This window comes from Desulfomonilia bacterium, assembly GCA_036567785.1.
Taxonomy (GTDB): Bacteria; Desulfobacterota; Desulfomonilia; order UBA1062; family UBA1062; genus DATCTV01.
In genome coordinates, this window is the sequence record DATCTV010000028.1 from 63,158 (window position 1) to 84,551 (window position 21,394).

General features: G+C 45.5%; 16 protein-coding genes. 6 read left to right on the forward strand and 10 right to left on the reverse strand.

The features are described 5' to 3' along the window. Positions 1-7: 7 nt before the first annotated feature. Both VIS94_06400 and VIS94_06405 read left to right on the forward strand, forming a co-directional pair. Positions 8-1,420, forward strand: a complete 1,413-nt coding sequence (locus tag VIS94_06400) for an LUD domain-containing protein (GenBank protein ID HEY9160698.1) — start codon at positions 8-10, stop codon at positions 1,418-1,420. Continuing rightward, positions 1,420-2,073 (forward strand): lactate utilization protein, encoded by a 654-nt coding sequence (locus VIS94_06405; protein HEY9160699.1) that lies wholly within the window; start codon positions 1,420-1,422, stop codon positions 2,071-2,073. The genes VIS94_06400 and VIS94_06405 overlap by 1 nt, the downstream gene beginning before the upstream one ends. A gap of 23 nt (positions 2,074-2,096) precedes the next feature. On the opposite strand, the gene VIS94_06410 is transcribed toward VIS94_06405, so the two are convergent. Then, on the reverse strand, positions 2,097-4,049 hold the full coding sequence (locus VIS94_06410; protein HEY9160700.1) for an RDD family protein: 1,953 nt from the start codon (positions 4,047-4,049) through the stop codon (positions 2,097-2,099). A 154-nt stretch (positions 4,050-4,203) separates the two neighbouring features. Between VIS94_06410 and VIS94_06415 the strand changes: the two genes are divergently transcribed. The 3 genes from VIS94_06415 to VIS94_06425 are packed head-to-tail and all read left to right on the forward strand — an operon-like array spanning position 4,204 to position 6,961. Further along, a complete protein-coding gene (locus VIS94_06415; protein HEY9160701.1) occupies positions 4,204-4,464 on the forward strand; it encodes an acyl carrier protein in 261 nt (86 codons plus the stop codon). Beyond that, on the forward strand, positions 4,464-5,969 hold the full coding sequence (locus tag VIS94_06420; protein HEY9160702.1) for a class I adenylate-forming enzyme family protein: 1,506 nt from the start codon (positions 4,464-4,466) through the stop codon (positions 5,967-5,969). Before VIS94_06415 ends, VIS94_06420 begins: the two co-directional genes overlap by 1 nt. Then, positions 5,966-6,961: a hypothetical protein gene (locus VIS94_06425; GenBank protein ID HEY9160703.1), complete on the forward strand. Its 996-nt coding sequence runs from the start codon at positions 5,966-5,968 to the stop codon at positions 6,959-6,961. Before VIS94_06420 ends, VIS94_06425 begins: the two co-directional genes overlap by 4 nt. Positions 6,962-7,070: 109 nt before the next feature. Here VIS94_06425 and VIS94_06430 read toward each other — a convergent pair whose 3' ends face one another. The 7 genes from VIS94_06430 to VIS94_06460 all read right to left on the reverse strand — a co-directional run bounded on the left by VIS94_06430 (position 7,071) and on the right by VIS94_06460 (position 17,369). Continuing rightward, on the reverse strand, positions 7,071-7,568 hold the full coding sequence (locus VIS94_06430; GenBank protein HEY9160704.1) for a rubrerythrin family protein: 498 nt from the start codon (positions 7,566-7,568) through the stop codon (positions 7,071-7,073). A gap of 227 nt (positions 7,569-7,795) precedes the next feature. After that, complete coding sequence (locus VIS94_06435) at positions 7,796-10,591, reverse strand: GAF domain-containing protein (protein HEY9160705.1); 2,796 nt, start codon at positions 10,589-10,591, stop codon at positions 7,796-7,798. Between the two features lie 258 nt (positions 10,592-10,849). After that, a complete protein-coding gene (locus VIS94_06440) occupies positions 10,850-12,199 on the reverse strand; it encodes a hypothetical protein (protein HEY9160706.1) in 1,350 nt (449 codons plus the stop codon). 72 nt (positions 12,200-12,271) lie between these two features. Further along, the gene (locus VIS94_06445; protein ID HEY9160707.1) at positions 12,272-13,837 is read right to left on the reverse strand and encodes an FGGY-family carbohydrate kinase; all 1,566 of its coding nucleotides are present in this window, start codon (positions 13,835-13,837) and stop codon (positions 12,272-12,274) included. A gap of 55 nt (positions 13,838-13,892) precedes the next feature. Beyond that, positions 13,893-15,110: a saccharopine dehydrogenase NADP-binding domain-containing protein gene (locus VIS94_06450; protein ID HEY9160708.1), complete on the reverse strand. Its 1,218-nt coding sequence runs from the start codon at positions 15,108-15,110 to the stop codon at positions 13,893-13,895. A gap of 78 nt (positions 15,111-15,188) precedes the next feature. Further along, a complete protein-coding gene (locus tag VIS94_06455; protein ID HEY9160709.1) occupies positions 15,189-15,818 on the reverse strand; it encodes a TetR/AcrR family transcriptional regulator in 630 nt (209 codons plus the stop codon). Positions 15,819-15,827: 9 nt separating this feature from the next. Then, the gene (locus VIS94_06460; GenBank protein ID HEY9160710.1) at positions 15,828-17,369 is read right to left on the reverse strand and encodes a clostripain-related cysteine peptidase; all 1,542 of its coding nucleotides are present in this window, start codon (positions 17,367-17,369) and stop codon (positions 15,828-15,830) included. A gap of 112 nt (positions 17,370-17,481) precedes the next feature. Here VIS94_06460 and VIS94_06465 point away from each other — a divergent pair, with 112 nt between their 5' ends. Further along, positions 17,482-18,396, forward strand: coding sequence for a zinc dependent phospholipase C family protein (locus VIS94_06465; protein HEY9160711.1), 915 nt, complete (start codon positions 17,482-17,484; stop codon positions 18,394-18,396). On the opposite strand, the gene VIS94_06470 is transcribed toward VIS94_06465, so the two are convergent. Then, complete coding sequence (locus VIS94_06470) at positions 18,376-19,098, reverse strand: hypothetical protein (protein ID HEY9160712.1); 723 nt, start codon at positions 19,096-19,098, stop codon at positions 18,376-18,378. The genes VIS94_06465 and VIS94_06470 overlap by 21 nt on opposite strands. Beyond that, positions 19,041-21,392, reverse strand: a complete 2,352-nt coding sequence (gene pheT / locus VIS94_06475; protein ID HEY9160713.1) for a phenylalanine--tRNA ligase subunit beta — start codon at positions 21,390-21,392, stop codon at positions 19,041-19,043. Before pheT ends, VIS94_06470 begins: the two co-directional genes overlap by 58 nt. Positions 21,393-21,394 lie beyond the last annotated feature (2 nt).

Genomic DNA, 21,394 nt, shown 5'->3' on the forward strand with positions numbered 1-21,394 from the left:
CGCTGTAATGGTAAAAAGAGCAGGCACCTTTATTGAAACCGCAAGAAAGGAAATGGCCAATCCTTTGAGCCAGGCCTTTCTCTCAGTTCTGCCTCCGGGATTCGCCGTAATGAAGCAGCTATCAATGTCGAGTTTTCCGGATCCTGCCGCTGCCATCGAACTGTCCAAGGCAATCAGGCAGGAAACCCTGACAAGGCTGCCGGAGCTTCTTGAAGAATTCGAGGAGAATGCGCTCTCTAACGGAGCCAGAGTCTTCTGGGCTGGTGACTCGGCTGCCGCGAACGAATACATACTGAACCTGTGCAGAGAAAAGGGCGCAGCATTTGTTACTAAAGGCAAATCCATGATCACCGAAGAAACCGGCCTCAACAGCGCACTTGAAGAAGGCGGAATCGAGGTGTTTGAGACAGACCTCGGAGAGTTCATAACCCAGCAGATGGGAAGGCCGCCTTTTCACATTGTAGGGCCGGCCATCAATATCCCAGCAGCCGAGATAAGCGAAATCTTCCTTGAAAAAGGAATCATCAGCGAGCCTTCAAACGACGCTGTGGCTCTGGGCAAGTCTGTCCGGGCATATCTCAGGGACAGGTTCAAGTCCGTAAAAGTGGGTATTACCGGAATCAACATGGCGGTCTCCTCGAGCGGCGCAATCATCAATGTGGAAAACGAAGGCAACATACGCCTTACCAAGAGCAGCCCGGAAACCCTCGTCGCTGTAATGAGCATTGAAAAAGTGGTGCCGGATATGAACGATGCGCTCCATATTCTGAGAATTCTCTGCAGGCACTGCGTGGGGCAGAAGATTTCAGGGTATGTCACAATCGATACCGGACCAGCGAAACAAAGCGAACTTGACGGGCCGAAAGAGCTGCATATCATAATTCTGGATAACGGCAGATCAGAAATCTACCGCGACAGTCTCACAAGGCAGGCCCTTAAATGCATACGCTGCGGTGCATGCCTCAACATCTGCCCGGTATACTCCAAGATCGGGGGCTATCCTTATGGATTCGCATATTCCGGCCCAATGGGGCAGATGCTGAACCCGCTCTTTCTCGGGTTCCATAGGACAAAGGACCTGTTCAGCGCATGTACGCTGTGCGGTGCCTGCCGGGATGCATGTCCCGCCGGGATAGACCACCCCGGGCTGTTTCTGTATTACCGTTCACTTATAGCAGAAAATGCGGATCAGAAAGAAAAAGCGCTTTATGCATCCGCCGCGGCGGCAATGCAGAGCGGACTTGCCTGGAGGCTCGGGATAAAAACCGCTCGAGCCATTTTAAACAGAAACGCCAGAGACGGCTATGTAAGCAGCATAAGCGGCATAAAGAAGGGCTGGTTTTCAAACAGGGACCTGCCTGAGATTGCAAAGAAGACTTTCCATGAACTGTGGAAAGAACTTAACAGGAAAGATACATAATGCAGACGGCAAGAGATAAAATCTTGAATGCCCTTAAATCAGCGCCGAAGGATGCTGCCGTTCCCAGACCGAAGACACCGTCCCTTAATGAAATGTCCTTAGGTAAAGAGGCTTTGATTGAGCGCTTTTCAGCTGAACTGGCCTCTCAGGCAGGCATATTGCACAGGGCCTCAGATATAACGGAAACCAGGCATATGCTTTCCGAAATTTCAAATGCTGAAGGCATCGAGTCTGTAATTGCATCAAATGATGAAATAACAAGGACCCTCGGATTGCCGGAATGGGGTCATTCAACCGGGATCAGAATTTTCTCAGCTGAAAATCTTATGGGAAGAGAATCTCTCAAAGAAAAGGCGTTTTCAGCGGATGCAGGCCTCACAGGTGCGGCGTTCGCAGTAGCCGAATCAGGGACCATCGGGATTGCAGCAGTCACGGGCATGCCGCGCCTTGTTTCCATCGCCCCACCTGTTCATATAGCCGTTATCCCCCTTAACAGGCTTTATCCGACCTATGAAACCGCGATAAAAGGCATTGAAACAATGCCGAGCGAGCTTATCCTGATCACGGGGCCAAGCTCAACCGCAGACATACAGGCGACGCCCTTTAAAGGCATGCACGGCCCGGGCAGGCTTTTTGTGATACTTCTGGGATAATCATTGCCCGGATTTTTAAGACGTCATTTCAGATTTGAAGCGGACTTTATCATTTCCTTATCTATATCCGGTATCGCGATCTCATAATCAAAGGGCATGCTTTTTTCATTAAACGGTCTGAATGAAATGACCTTTCTTTCAGCATCCCATTTCATGGTCAGTCCGGAATAAGGATCGCCGTATTTCATGGAATTGTCCTTGAGAAACTGTTCGATTTTGTCTGCCGGTACCTTATTCAACCTTATAAGCCTTTTAAGCTGAACGAGCCTGATGAGGCCGTCAGCATCATGAAGCCTGAGTTGACAATCGGAATATGCAGACGCGGCAATAGAAGCCAGAATTGTCCCGATGGGATTGTGTATATAATCACAACATCTTGTAAGGCTGTTTTCACATCTGCCTTTATTGGCTGGAAAATCCCTGATTTCCATCTCGCTCATTTTACTGTTACATTCATATATTTTGTAATAACTCTTTATCGTGGCGTTGTCCTTGAACAGCCAGGTCATTGACCTCTTCCGTTCCTGCGGTGTAGTTTGGACAAGGATGTCCCTAACGGCATTTTCAAAAAAATCTTCACTTCCGGGATCATTTTCTTCTTTATATGTACTCAACGCATATGCGGGAGAAGCAAGAGCCATATCAAGGTTTGCTTTGACCTCATATTTTAAGGCCGGCCTCAGCGACCTTTCCTGAAGGTTCAGCGGGGTTATCTTTTCTACTGACTTATTGAGCGTATCAGACATGTCTTTTTCTGTGTCCATAAGCTGTGAATAAAAATGGATGTCTCTTTTGAGCCAGGTAACGAAAACAAGTTTGGCGATCAACGTGTCGGCCTGCGCAAGCATCGAGCGGTAAAACCGCATATCCCTTTCAAGCCTTGCAATTGCTTCTTTCTTATCACCTTTCATATAAGAAACAGCAATCGATGAAAGTTTCAGACAATGCATTATTCTCAAGCTTCCAAAGTTTATTATTGGCGGCAGCATGTTAGGCTTTAAGGTTGTCTGGAAACAGGAATAATCATAGAGTCTGTCATACCTTTTCATTACTGTGGCGTAGCTGTTTCCGGGCAGCATCTTTTCATAATTTGTGCTGCAATATGTTTTGATGCATTCGTTTTCCAATGGATCACATATGTTATTAATATCTTTTCCCAGCTGTATCTTTTCGGATTCTTTCAAATTGAGTTCATCAAAGTAATCTCTGTCTTTATGATCATTCAGAGCCTTCCGGTATTTTTCTGCCTGATTCTTCCCTGTTTGATAAGGATCCTCATTTTCACTTGCCATTATTCCTGTCAGGAAAATGAAGGCGTTCTTATCCTCATTGCACCTGATATTTTCATCAGCCATCCATGCTTTTATTTCAGGTGAAAGCATATCATCAAAAAATACAGTTTTAACCCCAAACAAGACGACGATTACAAAGGCAAGGCAGGCAAGCGCAAAGACCACCCTGAAAATCTTTGTCTCTCTTGGCTGTGAAACTGTCGGAAATAAAGTTGTTTCCGAGGTGATTTTTTTATTAACAACAACAGTATCGGCAAGCTTGTCATGCCAGCCCTGTTTCCTGGAATCGAACGTAATCCATATAAATCCGAGCCCAAGAGGAAAGGCCGAAAGAATATATGCCAGATATCTTATAATCAGTTTTGTGACTGACGGCTTCAAACCTGTTGATGCATCTACGATCTTCGCTCCGACGATAATCTTTCCCGGAGTTGCAGAAAAAACCGCCCAGCAGAAAACTGATAATATCCCGGCTGGAATTACCAACAAAAATATAAAAAGCAGGACGGGATTGCTTATTGGTGATTTTATGAATATACCCGGAAAAATGTTTATACCGGTTACTGCAACAACAATACCCAGAATGGAAAATATAAATGAGGCATGAAATACGCAATAATCGAGAAGAGTTGCAACAATCCTCAGCCAGAAACCCCTGTATGATTTTCCGGAATTCTCTTCCATAACTCTCCAGGCCTCCATTTCAATAAAATATATCCGATGAATTCCTGATAAACCATATTCCAAAGCGGTACAACTTGAAATAACTTCAGGAAACCCTTATCAGTTGCAGATGAATTGCCGATATGTTCCTACATAATCATGTTTAGGAGGAAACATGCCTTCATCAAGTTCTATAAAAGAAACGGTTATGAATTTTATTCGCGAGAACTTCATCATGGGACGCAGTGATGTCGTGCTTGATGAAAAAGTTTCATTGATAGATTCCGGCGTTATGGATTCAACCGGAGTGCTGGAGCTTGTCGAGTTCCTCGAGTCAAAATATTCGATCAAAATAGAGGATGAAGAGCTTGTCCCGGAAAACCTCGAGACGATTGAGAATATAATCGGCTTCCTTAAGACAAAAGGCGTTCAGTAGTGTTCCTGCTGGTTCACCACCATCTTGAAGTTCAGGCTGACAAACAGCCTGGCAAAACCGCCGTATTTCATGGAGGTGAAACAGCAACCTATTCGGATATCGAAAAAAAGGCCAACAGGGTCGCCAATTTTCTTATCGAAAACAAAATCAAAACCGGCGACAGGGTCCTGGTCGTCATTGAAAACTCCATAGAAAACATCGCCGCCTACTACGGCATCCTGAAGGCGGGCGGCATAAGCGTAGAGGTCCATGACCGCTCCGCAAAACCCGAGATCGAGTATTATCTGGAAAATTCAGGCGCGAAGTTCTGCCTGCTTTCAAGGGCGACAGCACCAAAGCTTTCAGGAATATCATGCAGAACGATAATCGGGCCTGAGACTGAATTTGACAATCCAGGCGGCGAATACATTTTTTCATCCGAAATCGATTCCATGCCTGATACAAGGCCGGCAGCAGATGTGAAACCTGAAAATCTGGCGGCAATAGTCTACACCTCGGGCAGTACAGGCAAACCAAAGGGCGTCATGCTCACACACGGAAACCTTGTAGCCAACACAAAATCCATAGTGTCATATCTCGGTCTGACACCTGAAGACAGGGCCATGTCCATACTGCCTTTCTATTATGTCTACGGTAAAACCGTACTCAACACGCATTTCAGATCAGGTGGTTCAATTGTAATCAACAACCGTTTTGCATTTCCGAATTCTGTAATCGACGAGATGGTGAAAAAGGAAGTAACCCTGTTTGCAGGAGTGCCTTCCACATTCGCCATTCTGCTCAACCGTTCGATTTTCTCCAAAACGGACATTCCAAGCCTTCGCATTGTGACACAGGCGGGCGGCGCGATGGCACCCGCGCTTATCAGGAGGCTTCTTGAAGTCCTGAAGCATGCGAGACTCTATGTAATGTACGGCGCGACAGAGGCCTCTGCCCGCATATCATATCTGCCGCCCGAAAGACTTACTGACAAGCTCGGTTCCATAGGCATCCCGATCCCTGACGTGGAGCTTTCGGTCCGGGATGATCATGGAAATATGGTGGCGCCTTTCATGGAAGGCAACATCTGTGCGAAAGGCCCCAATATCATGCAGGGCTACTGGAATGACGCCATAGAGACGGCAAAAGCTATCAAAGACTGGGGCCTTGTCACCGGAGACCTGGGCTATATGGATGACGAGGGTTTTTTCTTCCTGACAGGCAGAAAAAAACAAATGCTGAAAATCGGCGGCGAGCGCGTGTCTCCTAAGGAAATCGAGGACACCATAATCGAATCACCCGATGTCCATGAGGCAGCCGTAATCGGGAAACCAGATGAACTGCTCGGTGAAGTTCCCGCGGCCTATATCGTGCCGGTAGATGCAAAGACATTCAACCTCGAGGAGCTTGCCGCGCATGTAAGAAGCAGACTCGCCGCACACAAGCAGCCGAAGGAATGGAACATCATGAAGGGCCTGCCTAAAAAACCTTCGGGAAAGATAGACAAGGAGGCTTTAAAGAAATGAATACATGCTCAAAATGCGTTCTGGGCGATACGTTTCCCGGCATATCGTTTGACGATGCTGGTGTCTGCAACTACTGCAGCCATACGCCTCTGCCGACACCTGAAGAAAAGCTGGAGCATTTGAAAAAGTTCGAGCAGCTCCTTGATGAAAACAGAGGCAAGGCGGTTTTCGATGTCCTATTGGCATATTCCGGCGGCAAGGATTCCACATACACGATGATGGTGCTTGCCGAAAAATACAAAATGAACATCCTGGCATTCACTTTCGACAACGGCTTTGTTTCTGAACAGGCGAAGAAGAACATCACCCTCATGACAGATAAGCTCGGAGCGACATCGGTCTTCATAAGGCCGCCCTTTCCTCTAATGAAAAAGGCCTTCGCACTTGCCGCAGACAAGGACATCTACAGCCCGAAAACGCTCGACCGCGCAAGCTCGATATGCACCACATGCATCGGCATGGTCAAGGCGATGATTTTAAAGACCGCAATCGCCTACGGCATCCCGCTGGTCGCCTACGGCTGGTCGCCCGGTCAGGCGCCCATATCTTCAGCAATCATGAAGACGAACCCCAGGCTCCAGCGTATTACCCAGCGAACGGTCAGAGACCCGCTGCTCTCATCAATCGGTCAGGAACTGGGCAAGTATTTTCTGACAGATGAAGACCTGAATGCCGATGCATCGAGATGGCCAGTCAATATACATCCTCTCGCCTTCATGGACTACAACGAGGACAGAATCGTAGAGATCATAACTGGCATGGGCTGGGTCAAGCCTCTGGATACAGACCCAAACTCTTCAAACTGCCTGCTGAACGCTCTGGCGAACTACGTCCACCGCAAGCGCTTCAACTTCCATCCTTATGCCTGGGAAATAGCGGGTATTGTCCGCTCAGGCCAGATGGACCGCAAAGACGGTATTGAAAAGGTCACGCAGGATGAAGACCTCAATATGGTGAACTACGCGGCAGAGCTGCTCGGTGTGAAGGTATAGAATAACTTCAGCTTCACCTCGTACAGTATCTTGCACACCTTTCCTGCTTGATAATGCAGATGCTTTCAAGCATCTTTATTACGTCAGCAAATGTCGGGCTTACACCATCTTAATCTACTTTCTTGAACATCTTTCCTTTAGCTCCGCATACCGGACAGGTCTCTGGCGCTTCCTTCTCTGAGGTATATCCGCATACTGGACATACATAATAGCTGTAAGATTCATTTGTACTTTCCAGATTATCAAGGACCTGCTGATAGAGACGGGCATGAATCTTCTCAACTTCATTGGCAAAATTAAAAGACCGCTCCGCTTCTTTATTGCCTTCAGCCTTAGCGGTTTCAATCATACCAGGATACATGCTTTTGAATTCATGAGTTTCCCCGGCTATTGCCTCCTGCAGATTTTCCTTTGTAGATCGAATTCCTTTTAATGCCCGCAAATGCGCATGGGCATGAACTGTTTCCGCTTCAGCAGCCGCCCGGAACAATTTTGCCGCCTGTGAGAATCCTTCCTGATCGGCCTTGACCGCAAAAGCCAGATATTTCCGGTTTGCCTGTGATTCTCCGGCGAAAGCCTCTTTCAAAGCATCTTCTGATTTGGACATGATATTCTCCTTTGAATTATTTTTTCTTTTGACCCGTATTCAACACTTATACCATTTTAAAAAAGTCAGGGTTCAGTCATATTTGCAGACATCACATGTCATGAAGAGATCAATTCTCGAGCTGGTGTGAAGATATCATTTGCATACAATCAAGCTGAAGTCAGTTCCAAAATTCATATAAATGTCCGGACAGGGACCTCCCGAGATGACCACGGATATCCGCCTGCTTATTTCATGGCGTTCTCAATTATTACCCTGAGCTTGTCTATTTTATACGGCTTCTGGATGAAGCCCGAGAGCCCTTTGCCTTCAAAGCGCCTGGTAGCCTCCTCTTCACTGTAACCGCTTGAGAGTACCACCTTGCAGTCAGGCTTCATTTTTCTCAAGGCTTCAAATGTTGCTACTCCGTCAAGGTCTGGCATCAGATAGTCAAGCAGCACAATGTCAATTATATCTTTATGCTGCTGGTATATGTGGAGGGCTTCTTCGCCTCCTTTTGCCACAAGCACTCCGAATCCAAGCTGGTCAAGAAATTCCGAGGTTATATAACGGACATTCTCTTCATCATCAACCAGCAGGACTGTGCCGGAAACAACTGATTTATCGGAGGAGACACCAGGCATCTCCGCTGTCTCCTCTTTCACCTGGTGTGCAGCGGGAAACAACACTCGGATGGTTGAGCCTACGCCAGGGGAACTCTGGACAAAGATATTTCCGCCATGATTCCTCAATATGCCGTGGATAGCAGCCAGTCCAAGCCCTCTGCCTGTAAATTTGGTTGAGAAAAAAGGCTCGAACATCTTCTCCTTTGTCTTCTCATCCATGCCGCAGCCCGTATCAGTAACCTCGAAGAACACATAAACTCCCGGCTTGGGCTTTTCGTCAAAGACGCTGTTTTTCAGCATTTTCTCATCGTAGCGCATCGCCCCGCTGACAAGGGTTACCGTGCCGTTATTGTCGCCTATCGCTTCCGCTGCATTCAGAATAAGGTTCATTATAACCTGCTGTACCTGACTCCTGTCCGCCTCGATATACGGCAGGTTCTTGTCGAGCTTTGAAATCATCCTGATATTCCTTGGTATGGATGATTCGAAAAGAGAAATGTTGTCTTTAACCACACTGCTCAAAGATATTTTCTCCACCACATACTTGCCCTGTCCTGAATATGCCAGCAGCTGCCTGGTCAGATCGGCTGCCCGGGTACAGGTTTCAATGGCACGCTTGATATTGGAAACAAGCTTTGAATCCTGAGGCAGTCCGAGCATGGTGAGCTCGAGACTCCCCATGATAACAAGAAGCATGTTGTTGAAATCATGGGCGACTCCACCCGCCAGGATGCCTATGCTCTCAAGCTTCTGCGCCTTGAAAAGCTGCTTCTGAAGATCAAGTCTCTGGGCTTCCGCCTCCTTGCTGTCGGTTATGTCCTGTCCCTGTGCAATGGCAGCAACAGGTGTCTTTTTATCGCTGTCATAGATTGTAGCCGAGTTCCATAAAACCGTGCGGACAGTGCCGTCTGTGCGCGATATGGGAATCTCGACCGCTTCCCATCTTTCGCCGCTGAAGGTTCTTCTGATGAGGTTCATGTTTTTTTCAGCCTGATCATTAGGAAAGAGGATCTCTATGGATTTTCCTATTACATCAGCCGATTTTCTTCCTGTGAGAGTTTCAGAAGCCTGGTTGAACCTTGTCACTCTGAATTCTGGGTTCCATACAATTATTGGGGCGTTTGCATAATTGAAGAGGTTTTCAAGATAATCATTAGTCTGCCTGAGGCTCTCATCAGCCATTTTGCGTCTGAACATTTCCCACATTTTGTTCGCTATTGCGGTAAGGGAATCTACGTCATCCTGAGTGTAGTCGGTTTCCTTGTTTGCAACAGCCCCTACGGCAACAATCTTTTTATTGTCAAAAATAGGAACAGCCATAAACCGGGTAATGGGAATATGACCTTCGGGGTGTCCTTTTTTTGTAGGCCATGCAGCTTCATAATTGTTGATTATGACGGGCTTTCTCTGCCTCACGCAGTCTCCCCATACCCCTGATTCGGCTATTGGAAAGTGCATGGGTTTATCCATGATCGAACATTGAGCCATCGTCTCTTTTGACCACTTATGAATTGTCATTACCAATTCGGCTTCATCCATGAGCCCGATAAATGAAAACCGGCTCTGAGTTGCCTCAATCGAGGCTTCGATTGTGTAACTCATGATTTCCGATCTGGGATAGCTGTACATCTCCTGCATTTTGAGAAGGTCACGCGTTCTCAGGGTATTCAGGTTCAAGGATATCTCTGCCCGGCTGCGCTCGGCAATTTCGCTGCTCAGCCTTTTCACAAGTTCATCCCTTTCATTTGCGTCTTCTGTGGCTTTCTTTATCAGCATTCTGTTGATCATCGTTATCAAAGAGAAGGTGAGCAGGAAAACCAGGACAGTGGCTGCCAGCATAAGCAATGCAGGGATCAAACCGGATGTGGGAAGATCATTCCCCCTGTTCATAAAAATCACATTCAATACTCTTAAAAAGGAAACAATAAAGAACCCTAGAAAAACATACGCGGAATTTCGCGTTATCTGGCGGAATTCCTTGTCAACCTTGAAGGCCAGATAATAAGATATCTGGAGGGAAAGGATCATGCACATTATAAACAGATTAATCGATCTTCCCGTAAAACTCGGTTTTATAAAGGTGAAATAACCGTGAATTATTATACTCAGGCCCAGAAGAATATAATTTTGGACCTGGGGGATTTTCTTCCCGGCAAAACGTTCCAGCCCGATATATATTGCAATGATACCTGATAAAAATAATGGTGCGCCCAAAAAGGTCGCAAAAATATTGTCTGTTACGTGGCCTATAAACATCAGTACCAGGCTTATTGTCTGTATGACATAATCGGCCAGCCAGAGATCTATTCCATTGAACCTGTTTCTGTTCTGCAGCCAGAAGGGTAACAGAACCAGGGTGACGATGATATTACTCAGTAAATATATGAAGATGACAGTCTTCATGTCGAGTGTCATCATTTTTCAATACCCCTGTGTTTACCCATTATCGTAAAGCAGAGCTTATGCTTTGAGCTTGAGCTGCCTTTCAAGTTCATCTTATTCCCTTTTGATTCGGCGGAGATTATGACTTTATCGGCTATTTCCCTGGTATTCTTAATCCCTTTATTGATGATCGGGATGTTTTGACCGTGAAAGAGAAGAATAGATAAGCGGCAAAAAAGGGGAAAGGCCATTTTACTGACGCTTTCCCCTTTTTGATTTACTATGAAACTGCTTTTACTGGGCTTTTAAAATTGCTTCGATATATGCCCTGCCATAAACAGCAGCCGGAACAAAAAGCTCTCCCAGAAGCCTGTTCATGTTGTCTATGCACTCCTGTCCTTTTTCGTTCCTTACGGTATCGAGTATCTTATCCGTCCCGGGGATATCATTGAATTCGACTTTCGGGTCATTCACATAATTATCAGGCATGCATTTCACCAGCATTTTATCCGTTTCCTTCGCGCGTTTTGCCGAGAGTTTAGAAATACCTTTTCTGATCGAATCATCACCATAAACAACAGTTTTTCTGTCTTTTATCATTAAGGCAAGCATTTCATTTTCCATGTCATTTCTGTCATAGATATCTCTGATAGCGTATTTCTGATATTTCTCCAGTGCGCCGTGCCTGTTTGAAACCAGCTGGACCGCATTATTTTTCGCCTGCGGAAAACCTATCATCGCCTTGGTGTTGATCCACAGCATTTTACAGGTGCTGACGCCCGGAAGGACTACCGCATGATAAGGCATGCTGAGATCCGACAGATAGTGCATTCCCCATCCCATAAAGCGCCAGCCCCAGTAGTTGTGGCCAGTTTTGAATGCATATTCGGAGAGGACCTTGCACATATGTATCCTGTACTCGGGGTAGGTCTCTTTCAAGAATCCCGCCAGAGTATAGACTATGCCCGCTTCATTATAAAAGCCCATGTGGAACGGGGCCTGGCTGCCGTATTCGAGATTAGCGTTTCCGAATGGCTGCCTGCCGAAATTCAGCTTTTTCCCCTGTTCGGTACCGTTGTCTTCAAACAGGCCGATATCGATCCCGAGATCCGGCTCGTCAGAAGCTGTGCCAAGTACATCCAGAACACTGACCTGTTCCCCCGGAAGGAGGCTTACATACGTCCTGTCGTCGATGTCTGATAAATCCTTCAGGTAGGTGAGTCCTGAACCTTTGATAATGGCCTTTCCTGCTGAAGAGTCCGCCGCCATAAGTCTTATATAAAGGGTGTAATAATAGCGGTCGCTTATTCTTATCGCATCGCAAAACCTCTTTATCGCCTCATTCGGATCATTCGAGGCCTTGAATAAAAGGGAATCCGGCAAGGGCCTGTAGTTCTTAAGATTTTTTCTGTTCCATTCTTCATCAGATTTCAGAAGGTTTTCTAGCCCTTTCCCCTCTGCAACAAGGAAACTCCCAAGCGTCTCAGCTTTAACCGGTTTTGCGTTTGCAACTTCGGGCATTGACTTGTAAACCGGCATAAGGATCAGTTCATGTTCAGACCAGGCCAATGCAGGGACCGCATAAGCAGATACCAGTAAAAGGGCGGCGAAAAACACCGGGATAACCCTATCAAATCTCTTCATTATCACATCCTCCCGTCTCTTTGATTAATGCTTGAATGTATAGGTATATCTTTTAATAGACGATTTCAGGTCTCAGCTGTTCAGTCTTTTATACATCGCTTTGTTCTGTTTGTATATATTCACGAACTCCCTGAAGAGCTTGTCGTAAACTTTTCTGTTTGCCTGATCCGGTTTAAATTCTTTGCTGTATTCAATAAGGTCCGGGATATCGGAAAACTTTATGAAACCAAGACCTACTGAAGCAATGAAAGCGGCTCCACGTGCATTCGCCTGCATCGGGTCTTTGACCTGACGGATCGTTCTGTCAAGCACATCGGCAAAAATCTGGCACCACAGGTCGGATTTCGCTCCGCCGCCTATAATATTAAGCGGATCGAGCTTTCTTCCCACAAACTTCTCGACATACATATGGCTCCATCTGGTATTGTAGGCCACGCCTTCCATTACAGCCCTAAGCATATCATCCTGGGTGGTTGTCTTCGAGACATTGTATATTCCAGCCCTGAGGTTGTTATCATCGACTGGGGTACGCTCGCCGTTAAGCCAGGGTGTGAATATGAGATTGTTGCTCCCGGGCGGAACGGTTTCTGCGATCTGATTCAAGGCCTCATAACGGTCGATGCCTTCCACGATCCCTTTGAGCCTGTTCTCATGGAAAATAATATTGTCAAACAGGAAATTCACCGCGCCTCCCGCAATATCCTGCTCGTTTACGCTCTGGTATTTGCCGGGTATGGAAGTTGGGAATGATGCTATTGAATGAAACATGTCTGTTTTCTTGAAAGGCACTATGCACTGTACCCAGGACGATGTGCCGATATAGATGTGACCTTCATAATCCCTTACCGCACCCGAACCGATAAGCGCGCACTGGTGGTCAGGTGACCCCATGACAACAACCGTGTCGCGGTTCAGCCCTATTTCATCGGCAACCCCGGACAATACTTTGCCCAGAATGTCGGTTGAGTTTCTCATAGGCGGGAGCTTTTCTCTATCTATTCCGGCCATTCTGATGAGTTCCTCATCATAACGGATATTGTTTATATCCCTGATGTCGGTAACCCAGAAGAGATGCATGGAATCATATGAAGCAGCAAATTCTCCCGTCAGTCTCAGGTTGAGATAATCCTTGCTGGGAAGGAACATGAAGCTATTTTTATATATCTCGGGAAATTCATTTTTAATAAGAAGCACATGCGCAACGTCATCCTTTCCTGAAAGTGACGGGCCTCCGGCTGTCTTTGGAATCCATTTCATGATTTTCGAAACGCCATAGCCTTCGATGCTGGGAAAACCCTTTGCAAGTTTCTTTATATAAGGGGCTCCGCGTGAATCCATCCAGGTTATTGAATTCATAAGATGGTGCCCGTTCTTATCAACAGCGACCGTGCTTGAAAACGTACTTGAAACGCAGACCGCCACAACATCGTCTTTCAGAACATGACCGCCGCTCATCAGCCTTTTGGAAGCCTTGACAAGCGAAGCCCACCAGTCTTCAGGATCCTGTTCGGCCCCGCCTCCGGGAAGAAAATAGATCGGTGTTTTTTCATACTCGAAGGCTGCCACATGGCCGTGAACCGAAATCAGGGAAGCCTTGATGCCTGATGTCCCGTGATCGATTGAAAGGACATATTTCATAACACCCTCCTTTGTGAAAAAAGAAAGGGACATGTAATACATGCCCCTTGAAATTCTACATATCCAGTGTGGTTATATTCCCTTCTTCATCGACACTCTGTACAATTACTCCTCCGAAGGAGTCCCCGCCTTCTTTCTTCTTGTCCAGGTCCATGACCCTGGGTAGCAGTTCAAGAAAATCAGCAGGCTTCATGCATGCCTCCGGGGGCAATACGCCCTTGTCCTTAATCTTGCCTTCCTGCATCAGAATGGCCCCCATCGCAGCGGGGATACCGGTACCTTCACCAAGAGCCTGACTCTGGGATGCAAGATGGAAGCGGTACTCCTTGTATTTGCCGTCCTTCTTTCCCTTTACAACAACTGAAGCACACCCCTTTTGCGATCCGAAATTCGTTTCCCTGATGATCCTTTCGCGTTCCTTTATGATATAAGCCACGGCAAAATCGTAAGGGGTCAGCTTGACACCCTTAACATCTATGGGTTCCTTGCTGTAAAGACCAAGCCCGCAAAGATCCCGCGTAAGGTTGTAGTATTCGTTCGGTACAACCGAACCCTTGTTCGTCACCTGTCTGACCTTTAAATAACGTGGCATAGTGACCTGCTCAGGGTGCGGATAGGGGTATAGCGGGACCTCTCCGAGAATCGGGAATTCAAAGCTCTGCCTCAATGCAATCCCGCTAGGCTCGAAATACTTCACATACTTGAGTTCGCCGTCGAGAAACATGGGGCAATCTATTGTCATGCAATGAAAACGGTGACCTATGACGCCTTCTCCTTCGAAAGGCTCTCCGCCGTGCGCATGGAATATGTCGATGGACTCGGTCTCGTCGAGCATCTCGTAAGCCAGTTTTCCTATTATATTCGTAGCTCCGGGAGAATTGCCCATTCCGATGAGCGCCAGTATGCCGGCATCCTTGGCCATTTTATCCCATTCGAGTATCTCCAGGGTGACATCGACATCGTCGCATATATCAATGTAATCTATTTTTTCCTCGATAACCACAGAAAGGATCTGTTTGACCGTTTTATAGAAAGGACCTACGCAATTAAGCACTATATCGGCGCCCTTTATTGCAGCCCTTATGCTGGCGGAATCGTCTGCGTCGAACTTCACGGCACTGACCCTGGGCCCTAAGGACGCGGCGATCTCATTTGCCCTTTTCTGGTTTATATCCGCAATTATTATCTCCGAAAAAGTATCCTGTCTCGCAAGAGTCTTAACAGCAATGGTACCGACTGCACCGCAACCACCTAATACAATAATCTTGGCCATGGCCTGCCCCCTTTGGTATTGTTGTTATATTGTTAAATTTAACTTAGTTAATGTAGCATGTCAAAAAAATTCTGGGGCCTAGTTAATATTAAGCTTTGAAAGAAACATATCGATAAGACTGTTGTACATATCTTCAGGGTTTACGGTGGTATAGTTTATTATCCTGCTGTTATAAAGAGAGACCATGCCATGAAGCAGGCTCCACACACCAATAAGATCGACCCGCACGCTTTCGTCGACTTCCTTTTTTCCGGTGAATGCCGCTATTTCCCTCATAACGAAGTCCACTATCTCCATCGATATCCTGTATTCAACCTCGGAAAGCTTCTCCAGTGCGGTCCCGACATAATCATTGTATTTCGGAGTCGGGTAAGTGAACATGATATCATAATAGCCGCTGTGTTTTAAACCGAATGCAAGATAAGCCTTGGCAAGCTGCCTTGCCCGCTCGTCAGGTTCTTTATATCTGAGGATGACATCCTTGAGGATATTATTGAGCATATCGAATCCCCTGATTACCAGGTGGATATATATCTCATCCTTGCTTTTATAATAGTTGTAAATGTTCGGGGCTGTCATGCTGAGCCTTGATGCCAGTTTTCTCATTGTGAGGCTTCCATAGCCCTCCAAAACAATTATATCCAGGGCCACATCGAGTATACGCCCTTTGACGCCCTCGATTTCCTTGAATTCCCTGGGTTTTTTCATTTCATCCTTTTATGGCTTCAGACTGTCAAGAAGCTCTATATAATCTTTCCAGGGGCTTGCGCCCATTTTCAGCAGATGCCCGTATAAAGCCGGTGAATACTGGTGATAGGCTCCCCATATGTTATGGAATATCGTCATTCCGGTTGTATGGGGATAGTTATAATTCCTGGCATAGACAACCATATCGTCATAAACTGACAATGTCTGATTTGCCTTTGCCCTCACGTTCGGGGGCAGATTTCCTTCGGAAATAATATTGCTAAGGTAATTGCCGAAATCGATATAATAGAAGTCGTCGTAACTGCTTGCGTAATCCTCCATCATCGAATAGCTGTTATCCGCCGCCCTGTTATAATATACGGCTTGTGCCTGATTCAAATTGATATCTGCAATGGCATCGCTAGCATAAGAGCCGATAAACGAATACAGGTCAGCCATCCGGGACACATCTATCAGCGATATGGTAAAATCTGTCCTGAGACTGGCTGCCGAACTTCCGGCAAGTACTTTATAAGCCTGATCACAAACGTTTATCCCGAGATTTTTTTCCGTGATATCCGGATTCGTTGTTATGGATTCCATTCCCTGATACGAAAATAATGCTGCAGGGAACAGTTCTTCTGAAAATAACATGTAATCAACACTGTCCGATAATTCATACGCCAGTTCCACCCCGCCCATAAGACATGCAAACGGATAGAAAATGCTGATATTTTTTCCAGTCAGAGACTTGAGATGATTACACAGCAATCCCAGTTCATAATGGGTAAGCGAATCCTTGTCTGTTTCATCAATCCCTATGGCAAGTGTCCCTGTTCTTGTGCTGTCATCAAATCCTCCGCCATGATTGAATATAGAGTATATGTAGCGCTCGGAAGGATATATTGCGGCAGCCCAGTCAAGGAATGTCTCGTTGTCGTCAACAGAGCCGGAATTAATCTCGTTTAATGAAACCACCTTATCAGAGGCGAATGCCCCTCCCGAAAGATAGTAGTATCCATCTGAAAATTTAGTATCTCCATTGTATGCATCCATCATGACAATGATCTGTATGACATTGTTACTATCCGCAGCCTTGATCTTTTCAAGAGTATTCAGGTATTGGGTGATTATGCCCGACTGCTTTTCAAATTCATAATCGATGTTGTTGTCGACTGCAAAATGCGCGATCAGTGCCCACTTGTATGGGGTATCATCAATTTTCAGCGTATAGTTCTTTTCAACCTTATACATGCTGGATTTGAATATCTTGTCTTCCACCTTTACTGTAATCGGATAATCTCCGGCGCCGGACAATACTGTCCCTTTAATGGTACCGTCAGTCCCCATGGTAACGCCTAAAGGCAATGTGCCGGATGCCAGGGAGAAGGTAAACTTGCCTGACCCCCCCTTGGCCGTAATCTTATAATGATATATTCCGCCGGCTTTGCCTGGCCTGATAGCATTATCGGTTATCTGAACAGGCAGACATCCGGCCAGCAATGAACATGAAAGAATAAAAACCCCGAGAGCTTTTATTAAAACAGGTTTGGATGAAAATATTTTTTTCATGTAAACCTCCACACTGCAATATTATATTTCCATACGGTAAAAATATATTTATACTTGAAATAATACAATAAAATTTACTGGAAAGCAAAATTAACGAAATTTAGGAACTCTTATGCCCAAAGAAAATACACATATTTTTTTTGCATATGACATCCTTTCCTGTCTTGAAAATAAAGAGATTGTGAAACTGGTATCGCCGTATATCAATGATTATATTCTCGGAAGTATAACCCCGGATATATTCTTTTACAGCAAATATCCCGAAGTGACAAACATCTCCGAACATATTCATGGCAAAGACGGCATCCCGACCAATGAAATAATTTTCTCCTGCCTGGACAATGCTGAAAATCCGAAGGACATCGCCTTCCTACTTGGTTTTGTTACGCACTGCGCCCTGGATATAATCATGCACCCTGCAATCTACTATCTGACAGGCAATTATTATGACAAAGATCCCGCCCTGATGTCCCGTTCAAGGTATAATCATTCCCTTTTTGAAACAGGACTGGATATAAAAACAGGAAACAGGCTGAGAATTCACAAGCTTCTCAAAAAGTCCTCAATGAAAGGCCTTATGTTCAGACATATAGTTTCAAACCGTTTTAAAGTTGAAGGTTCACTGCTGGATAAAACTCTTAAAAAACAGCTCTTTTTAAATATGCTGTTTGATTCGGGCACGGCACATAAAATATTCAGGCCCGCAATCAAGGCAGGCATCTTGGGAGACACTTACATATTGGGACTTTTCTACCGGGAGGCGGCCCACTCATGGCTAAACATCTCCGATGAATACAAAATAAGGGATATTATCACTGGAGAAAAAAAGGAAGTGACCCTTAAAGGCCTTTTCGTAGATGCCTTTAAAAAGGCTCAAATTATGATGAATGCAGTCTTCGGCTTTTATAAGCGATCATACTCAATGAAAGAGCTTCAAGAAGCGGTTCCCGGTGAAAATCTCAGCACTGGAAAGCTCGGAGTATCGATTCTGGACATTGCATATACCTTACATGATGATATCGTCTGATGTTTTTTCTTTTTTCAGTTCTTCCAGATGTCGCTTGTAGCTTGCCTCGAAAAAGTTCTTCTGCCTGATGTGCTCTTTTACATATTCCCTGATTGTAGGGCTCCAGTCGTCAAGATATTCTTTACAGTCACGGCATATGGAATGGATGGAATTGAGTTCAAGGATCTTAATCTCCCTCAGAACCAGCATGTTTTTTGACGGTATCACAAGTGCCGTCCATTTATCTTTTAGCACCTGAACCTTTGTTTCAATCTGATTAATATTATCGTATGCCTCTCTGATGTCAGTTTTTACTGTCTTATTCTTTGCATTTTTCTTTCTGTAAATCATTCCCATAAGGTTATTCAACCTGTTCAGGTCTTCGGTGATCTCCTGTTCAGGTTTGGAAAGGTCATCCAGTTCCACGAGAAACTTCGCCTTATCCTCGCTGCTTTTATTGTATTCCTGCTCGGTCAGATGGCTTTCATCAATACTGGTAATTTCTGAAAGAGCTATGTTACGGTTTTCACATAAATGTACCGTATTATCAGTAATCCAGTAGCATCCAGTTTTGATCTTTTCCTTGGGGGTGATTACAAGATAATATCCAAAAACCGGTAAGGTATTTATAAAAAAGAAAAGACCGGCAACTGCAAACCCTGTGATTATCTTATAGATATGCCGAGATCCTTCTGAAGAGCCTGTATTATCATATCCTGCCATTTGTTTATCTGTTTGTCGTCAAGCGTTTTCTCCAGTGACTGGTAAGTCACCCTGACAGTTATCCCCTTCTTTCCTGAAGGGAGTTTGTCTCCCGAATATGTATCGATCGGCGTTACGTTTTTCAGTTCCCTTATCTTCAGACCGTTTATAAGCTGTTCTATCTTTCCATATTCAACATCTTCATCCGCCATAAGAGAAAGATCCCGCCATGTGGCCGGGAACTTCGGGACGGAGGTCATGCCTGTCCATTTTTTTGACGATAAAGCGGAAAATTCCATTTCAAGGATAAATATATCTTCACTGACGTCCATGGCCTGCAATATCTCTTCTGATACGGCCCCAAGATAACCAACTGCATTACCTTCTGAGAAAATGTCTGCCTGCATACCTGCCTTGAAAAAAGCGTGTTCCGAGGGCGCAAGTGAAAGATCATGAATCAATGCCTCGGCTAACCCCTTGATATCATAGAAATCGACATTCTTCTTCTGTTCAGAAAAGTGCTGGTCGCGGCGGGTTCCGGATATGGCGATTCCGAGCATTTCTTTTTCCAGGGGAAGCTTATGGCCTTCTTTCGGCAAAAAGCATCTTCCTATCTCGAACAGGCTTATATCTTTATTCTGCAGGTTCTTATTCCTTGCCGCAACGCCAACCAGTCCAGGGATGAGGGATACACGCATCAGGCTCATATCCTCTGATAAGGGATTTTTCAGCTTGAGCATCCCATCCCCGAAAAATTTCTTCCATACAGGTGAAATGAACGAATAGGTGATAATCTCGTTTAAACCCATCGAAGCAAGCCTGACTCTTGTAGATCTGGTCAAGCTGTCATTGAAAACTTCTCCGCCTGGCCTGAATAAAGGCAATTCAGGTTTTACCCTATCCATGCCATATATTCTAATGAACTCCTCAACAAGATCGATTTCATTCTCGAGGTCATGCCTCAAAGCCGGAACAATAACTTTCCAGACATCATCTGATCCTTCGATTTTGCAGCCCAGCCTCAAAAATATTTCTTCAACATCGCTGTTTGAAAAGTCCGATATGCCAAGGACTCTTTCCAGATAATTTCTTCGAAGCTGTATAATCCTGCCCGAAAGGGTCGAATAATTCTTGTCGATTATGCCTTTTGCAACTTTACCGTCTCCAAGTTCCTGCATAAGCCATGATGCACGGTCAGCAGCAATCGCCTGTATTTCAGGGTCAATTCCCCTCTCAAACCTGTATGAAGCCTCTGTAGATAGCCCTGATTTTCTTGATGTACGCCTTATGCCTATGGGATCAAAAAATGCGCTCTCCAATGTCACATCCGTCGTATCGTCTTTGACTTCCGAGTTCTCGCCACCCATGATACCCGCCAGTGCAACAGGTTTTGAATTGTCGCAAATGAGAAGGTCTTCTTCAGTGAGTGTCCTTTCAACCGAATCCAGCGTGACGAATTTCTCCCCTGGCTGCGCCCTTCTAACAACAATTCCATGCCCGTCAAGGAACCTGTAGTCAAAGGCATGAAGTGGCTGGCCGTATTCAAGCATCACCAGATTTGTAATATCTACTATATTGTTGATCGCCCTTACTCCTGACTGGAACAGTCTTCGTCTCATCCAGAACGGACTTTTTCTGATTTTCACGTCCCTGATCTGCCTGGCGCAGTATCTCGGACAGCCGTCTTTGGCAATTATCTCAACATTCAGATATTTCTCAACCGGTTCTATATCCTCGTTGATTGTAAAAACAGGGTGCCGGAGCTCTTTTTTGTATATGGCGGAAAGCTCTCTAGCAACGCCAAGAACGGAAAGGCAGTCTCCCCTGTTTGGGGTCACATTTATCTCAAACAGCCAGTCTTCCAGATCGTTGTTTCTTAAAAGGCTTAATCCGGGGTCAAGCCAATCATCAAGTTCCATTATGCCTGTATGATCATCCGTCAGACCTAGCTCTTTTTCCGAGAGCAGAATCCCGAAAGATTCCTCGCCTCTTATTTTGGCCTTTTTAACCTTGAAGTCTCCGATCGTAGCCCCTTCAGGAGCATAAGCGCTTACGAGACCTGTCCTCACATTGGGGGCGCCGCATACAACTCTTATCGGATCACCCGATCCCGCATCAACCATGCATATACTCAGTTTATCAGCATTGGGGTGCGGCATAACTTCAATTATCTTTGCACTGATTATATCTTCGGGAATGGTTGAATGTTCAAGGCCCTCCACTTCTATACCGCTCATTGTAAGCGCCGATGCCACTTCAGAAGCCGGTGCATCAATACCTACGAACTCTTTTATCCATTTATAACTTATCTTCATAT

Bases quoted from the DNA above. Each gene is read 5' to 3' on its own strand.
- VIS94_06405 (HEY9160699.1), top strand. From the start codon at position 1,420: ATGCAGACGGCAAGAGATAAAATCTTGAATGCCCTTAAATCAGCGCCG.
- VIS94_06460 (HEY9160710.1), bottom strand. From the start codon at position 17,369: ATGAAAAAAATATTTTCATCCAAACCTGTTTTAATAAAAGCTCTCGGG.
- VIS94_06400 (HEY9160698.1), top strand. From the start codon at position 8: ATGGTAAAAAGAGCAGGCACCTTTATTGAAACCGCAAGAAAGGAAATG.
- VIS94_06465 (HEY9160711.1), top strand. From the start codon at position 17,482: ATGCCCAAAGAAAATACACATATTTTTTTTGCATATGACATCCTTTCC.
- VIS94_06425 (HEY9160703.1), top strand. From the start codon at position 5,966: ATGAATACATGCTCAAAATGCGTTCTGGGCGATACGTTTCCCGGCATA.
- VIS94_06430 (HEY9160704.1), bottom strand. From the start codon at position 7,568: ATGTCCAAATCAGAAGATGCTTTGAAAGAGGCTTTCGCCGGAGAATCA.
- VIS94_06440 (HEY9160706.1), bottom strand. From the start codon at position 12,199: ATGAAGAGATTTGATAGGGTTATCCCGGTGTTTTTCGCCGCCCTTTTA.
- VIS94_06410 (HEY9160700.1), bottom strand. From the start codon at position 4,049: ATGGAAGAGAATTCCGGAAAATCATACAGGGGTTTCTGGCTGAGGATT.
- VIS94_06445 (HEY9160707.1), bottom strand. From the start codon at position 13,837: ATGAAATATGTCCTTTCAATCGATCACGGGACATCAGGCATCAAGGCT.
- VIS94_06450 (HEY9160708.1), bottom strand. From the start codon at position 15,110: ATGGCCAAGATTATTGTATTAGGTGGTTGCGGTGCAGTCGGTACCATT.
- pheT (HEY9160713.1), bottom strand. From the start codon at position 21,392: ATGAAGATAAGTTATAAATGGATAAAAGAGTTCGTAGGTATTGATGCA.
- VIS94_06455 (HEY9160709.1), bottom strand. From the start codon at position 15,818: ATGAAAAAACCCAGGGAATTCAAGGAAATCGAGGGCGTCAAAGGGCGT.
- VIS94_06415 (HEY9160701.1), top strand. From the start codon at position 4,204: ATGCCTTCATCAAGTTCTATAAAAGAAACGGTTATGAATTTTATTCGC.
- VIS94_06435 (HEY9160705.1), bottom strand. From the start codon at position 10,591: ATGATGACACTCGACATGAAGACTGTCATCTTCATATATTTACTGAGT.
- VIS94_06470 (HEY9160712.1), bottom strand. From the start codon at position 19,098: ATGGCAGGATATGATAATACAGGCTCTTCAGAAGGATCTCGGCATATC.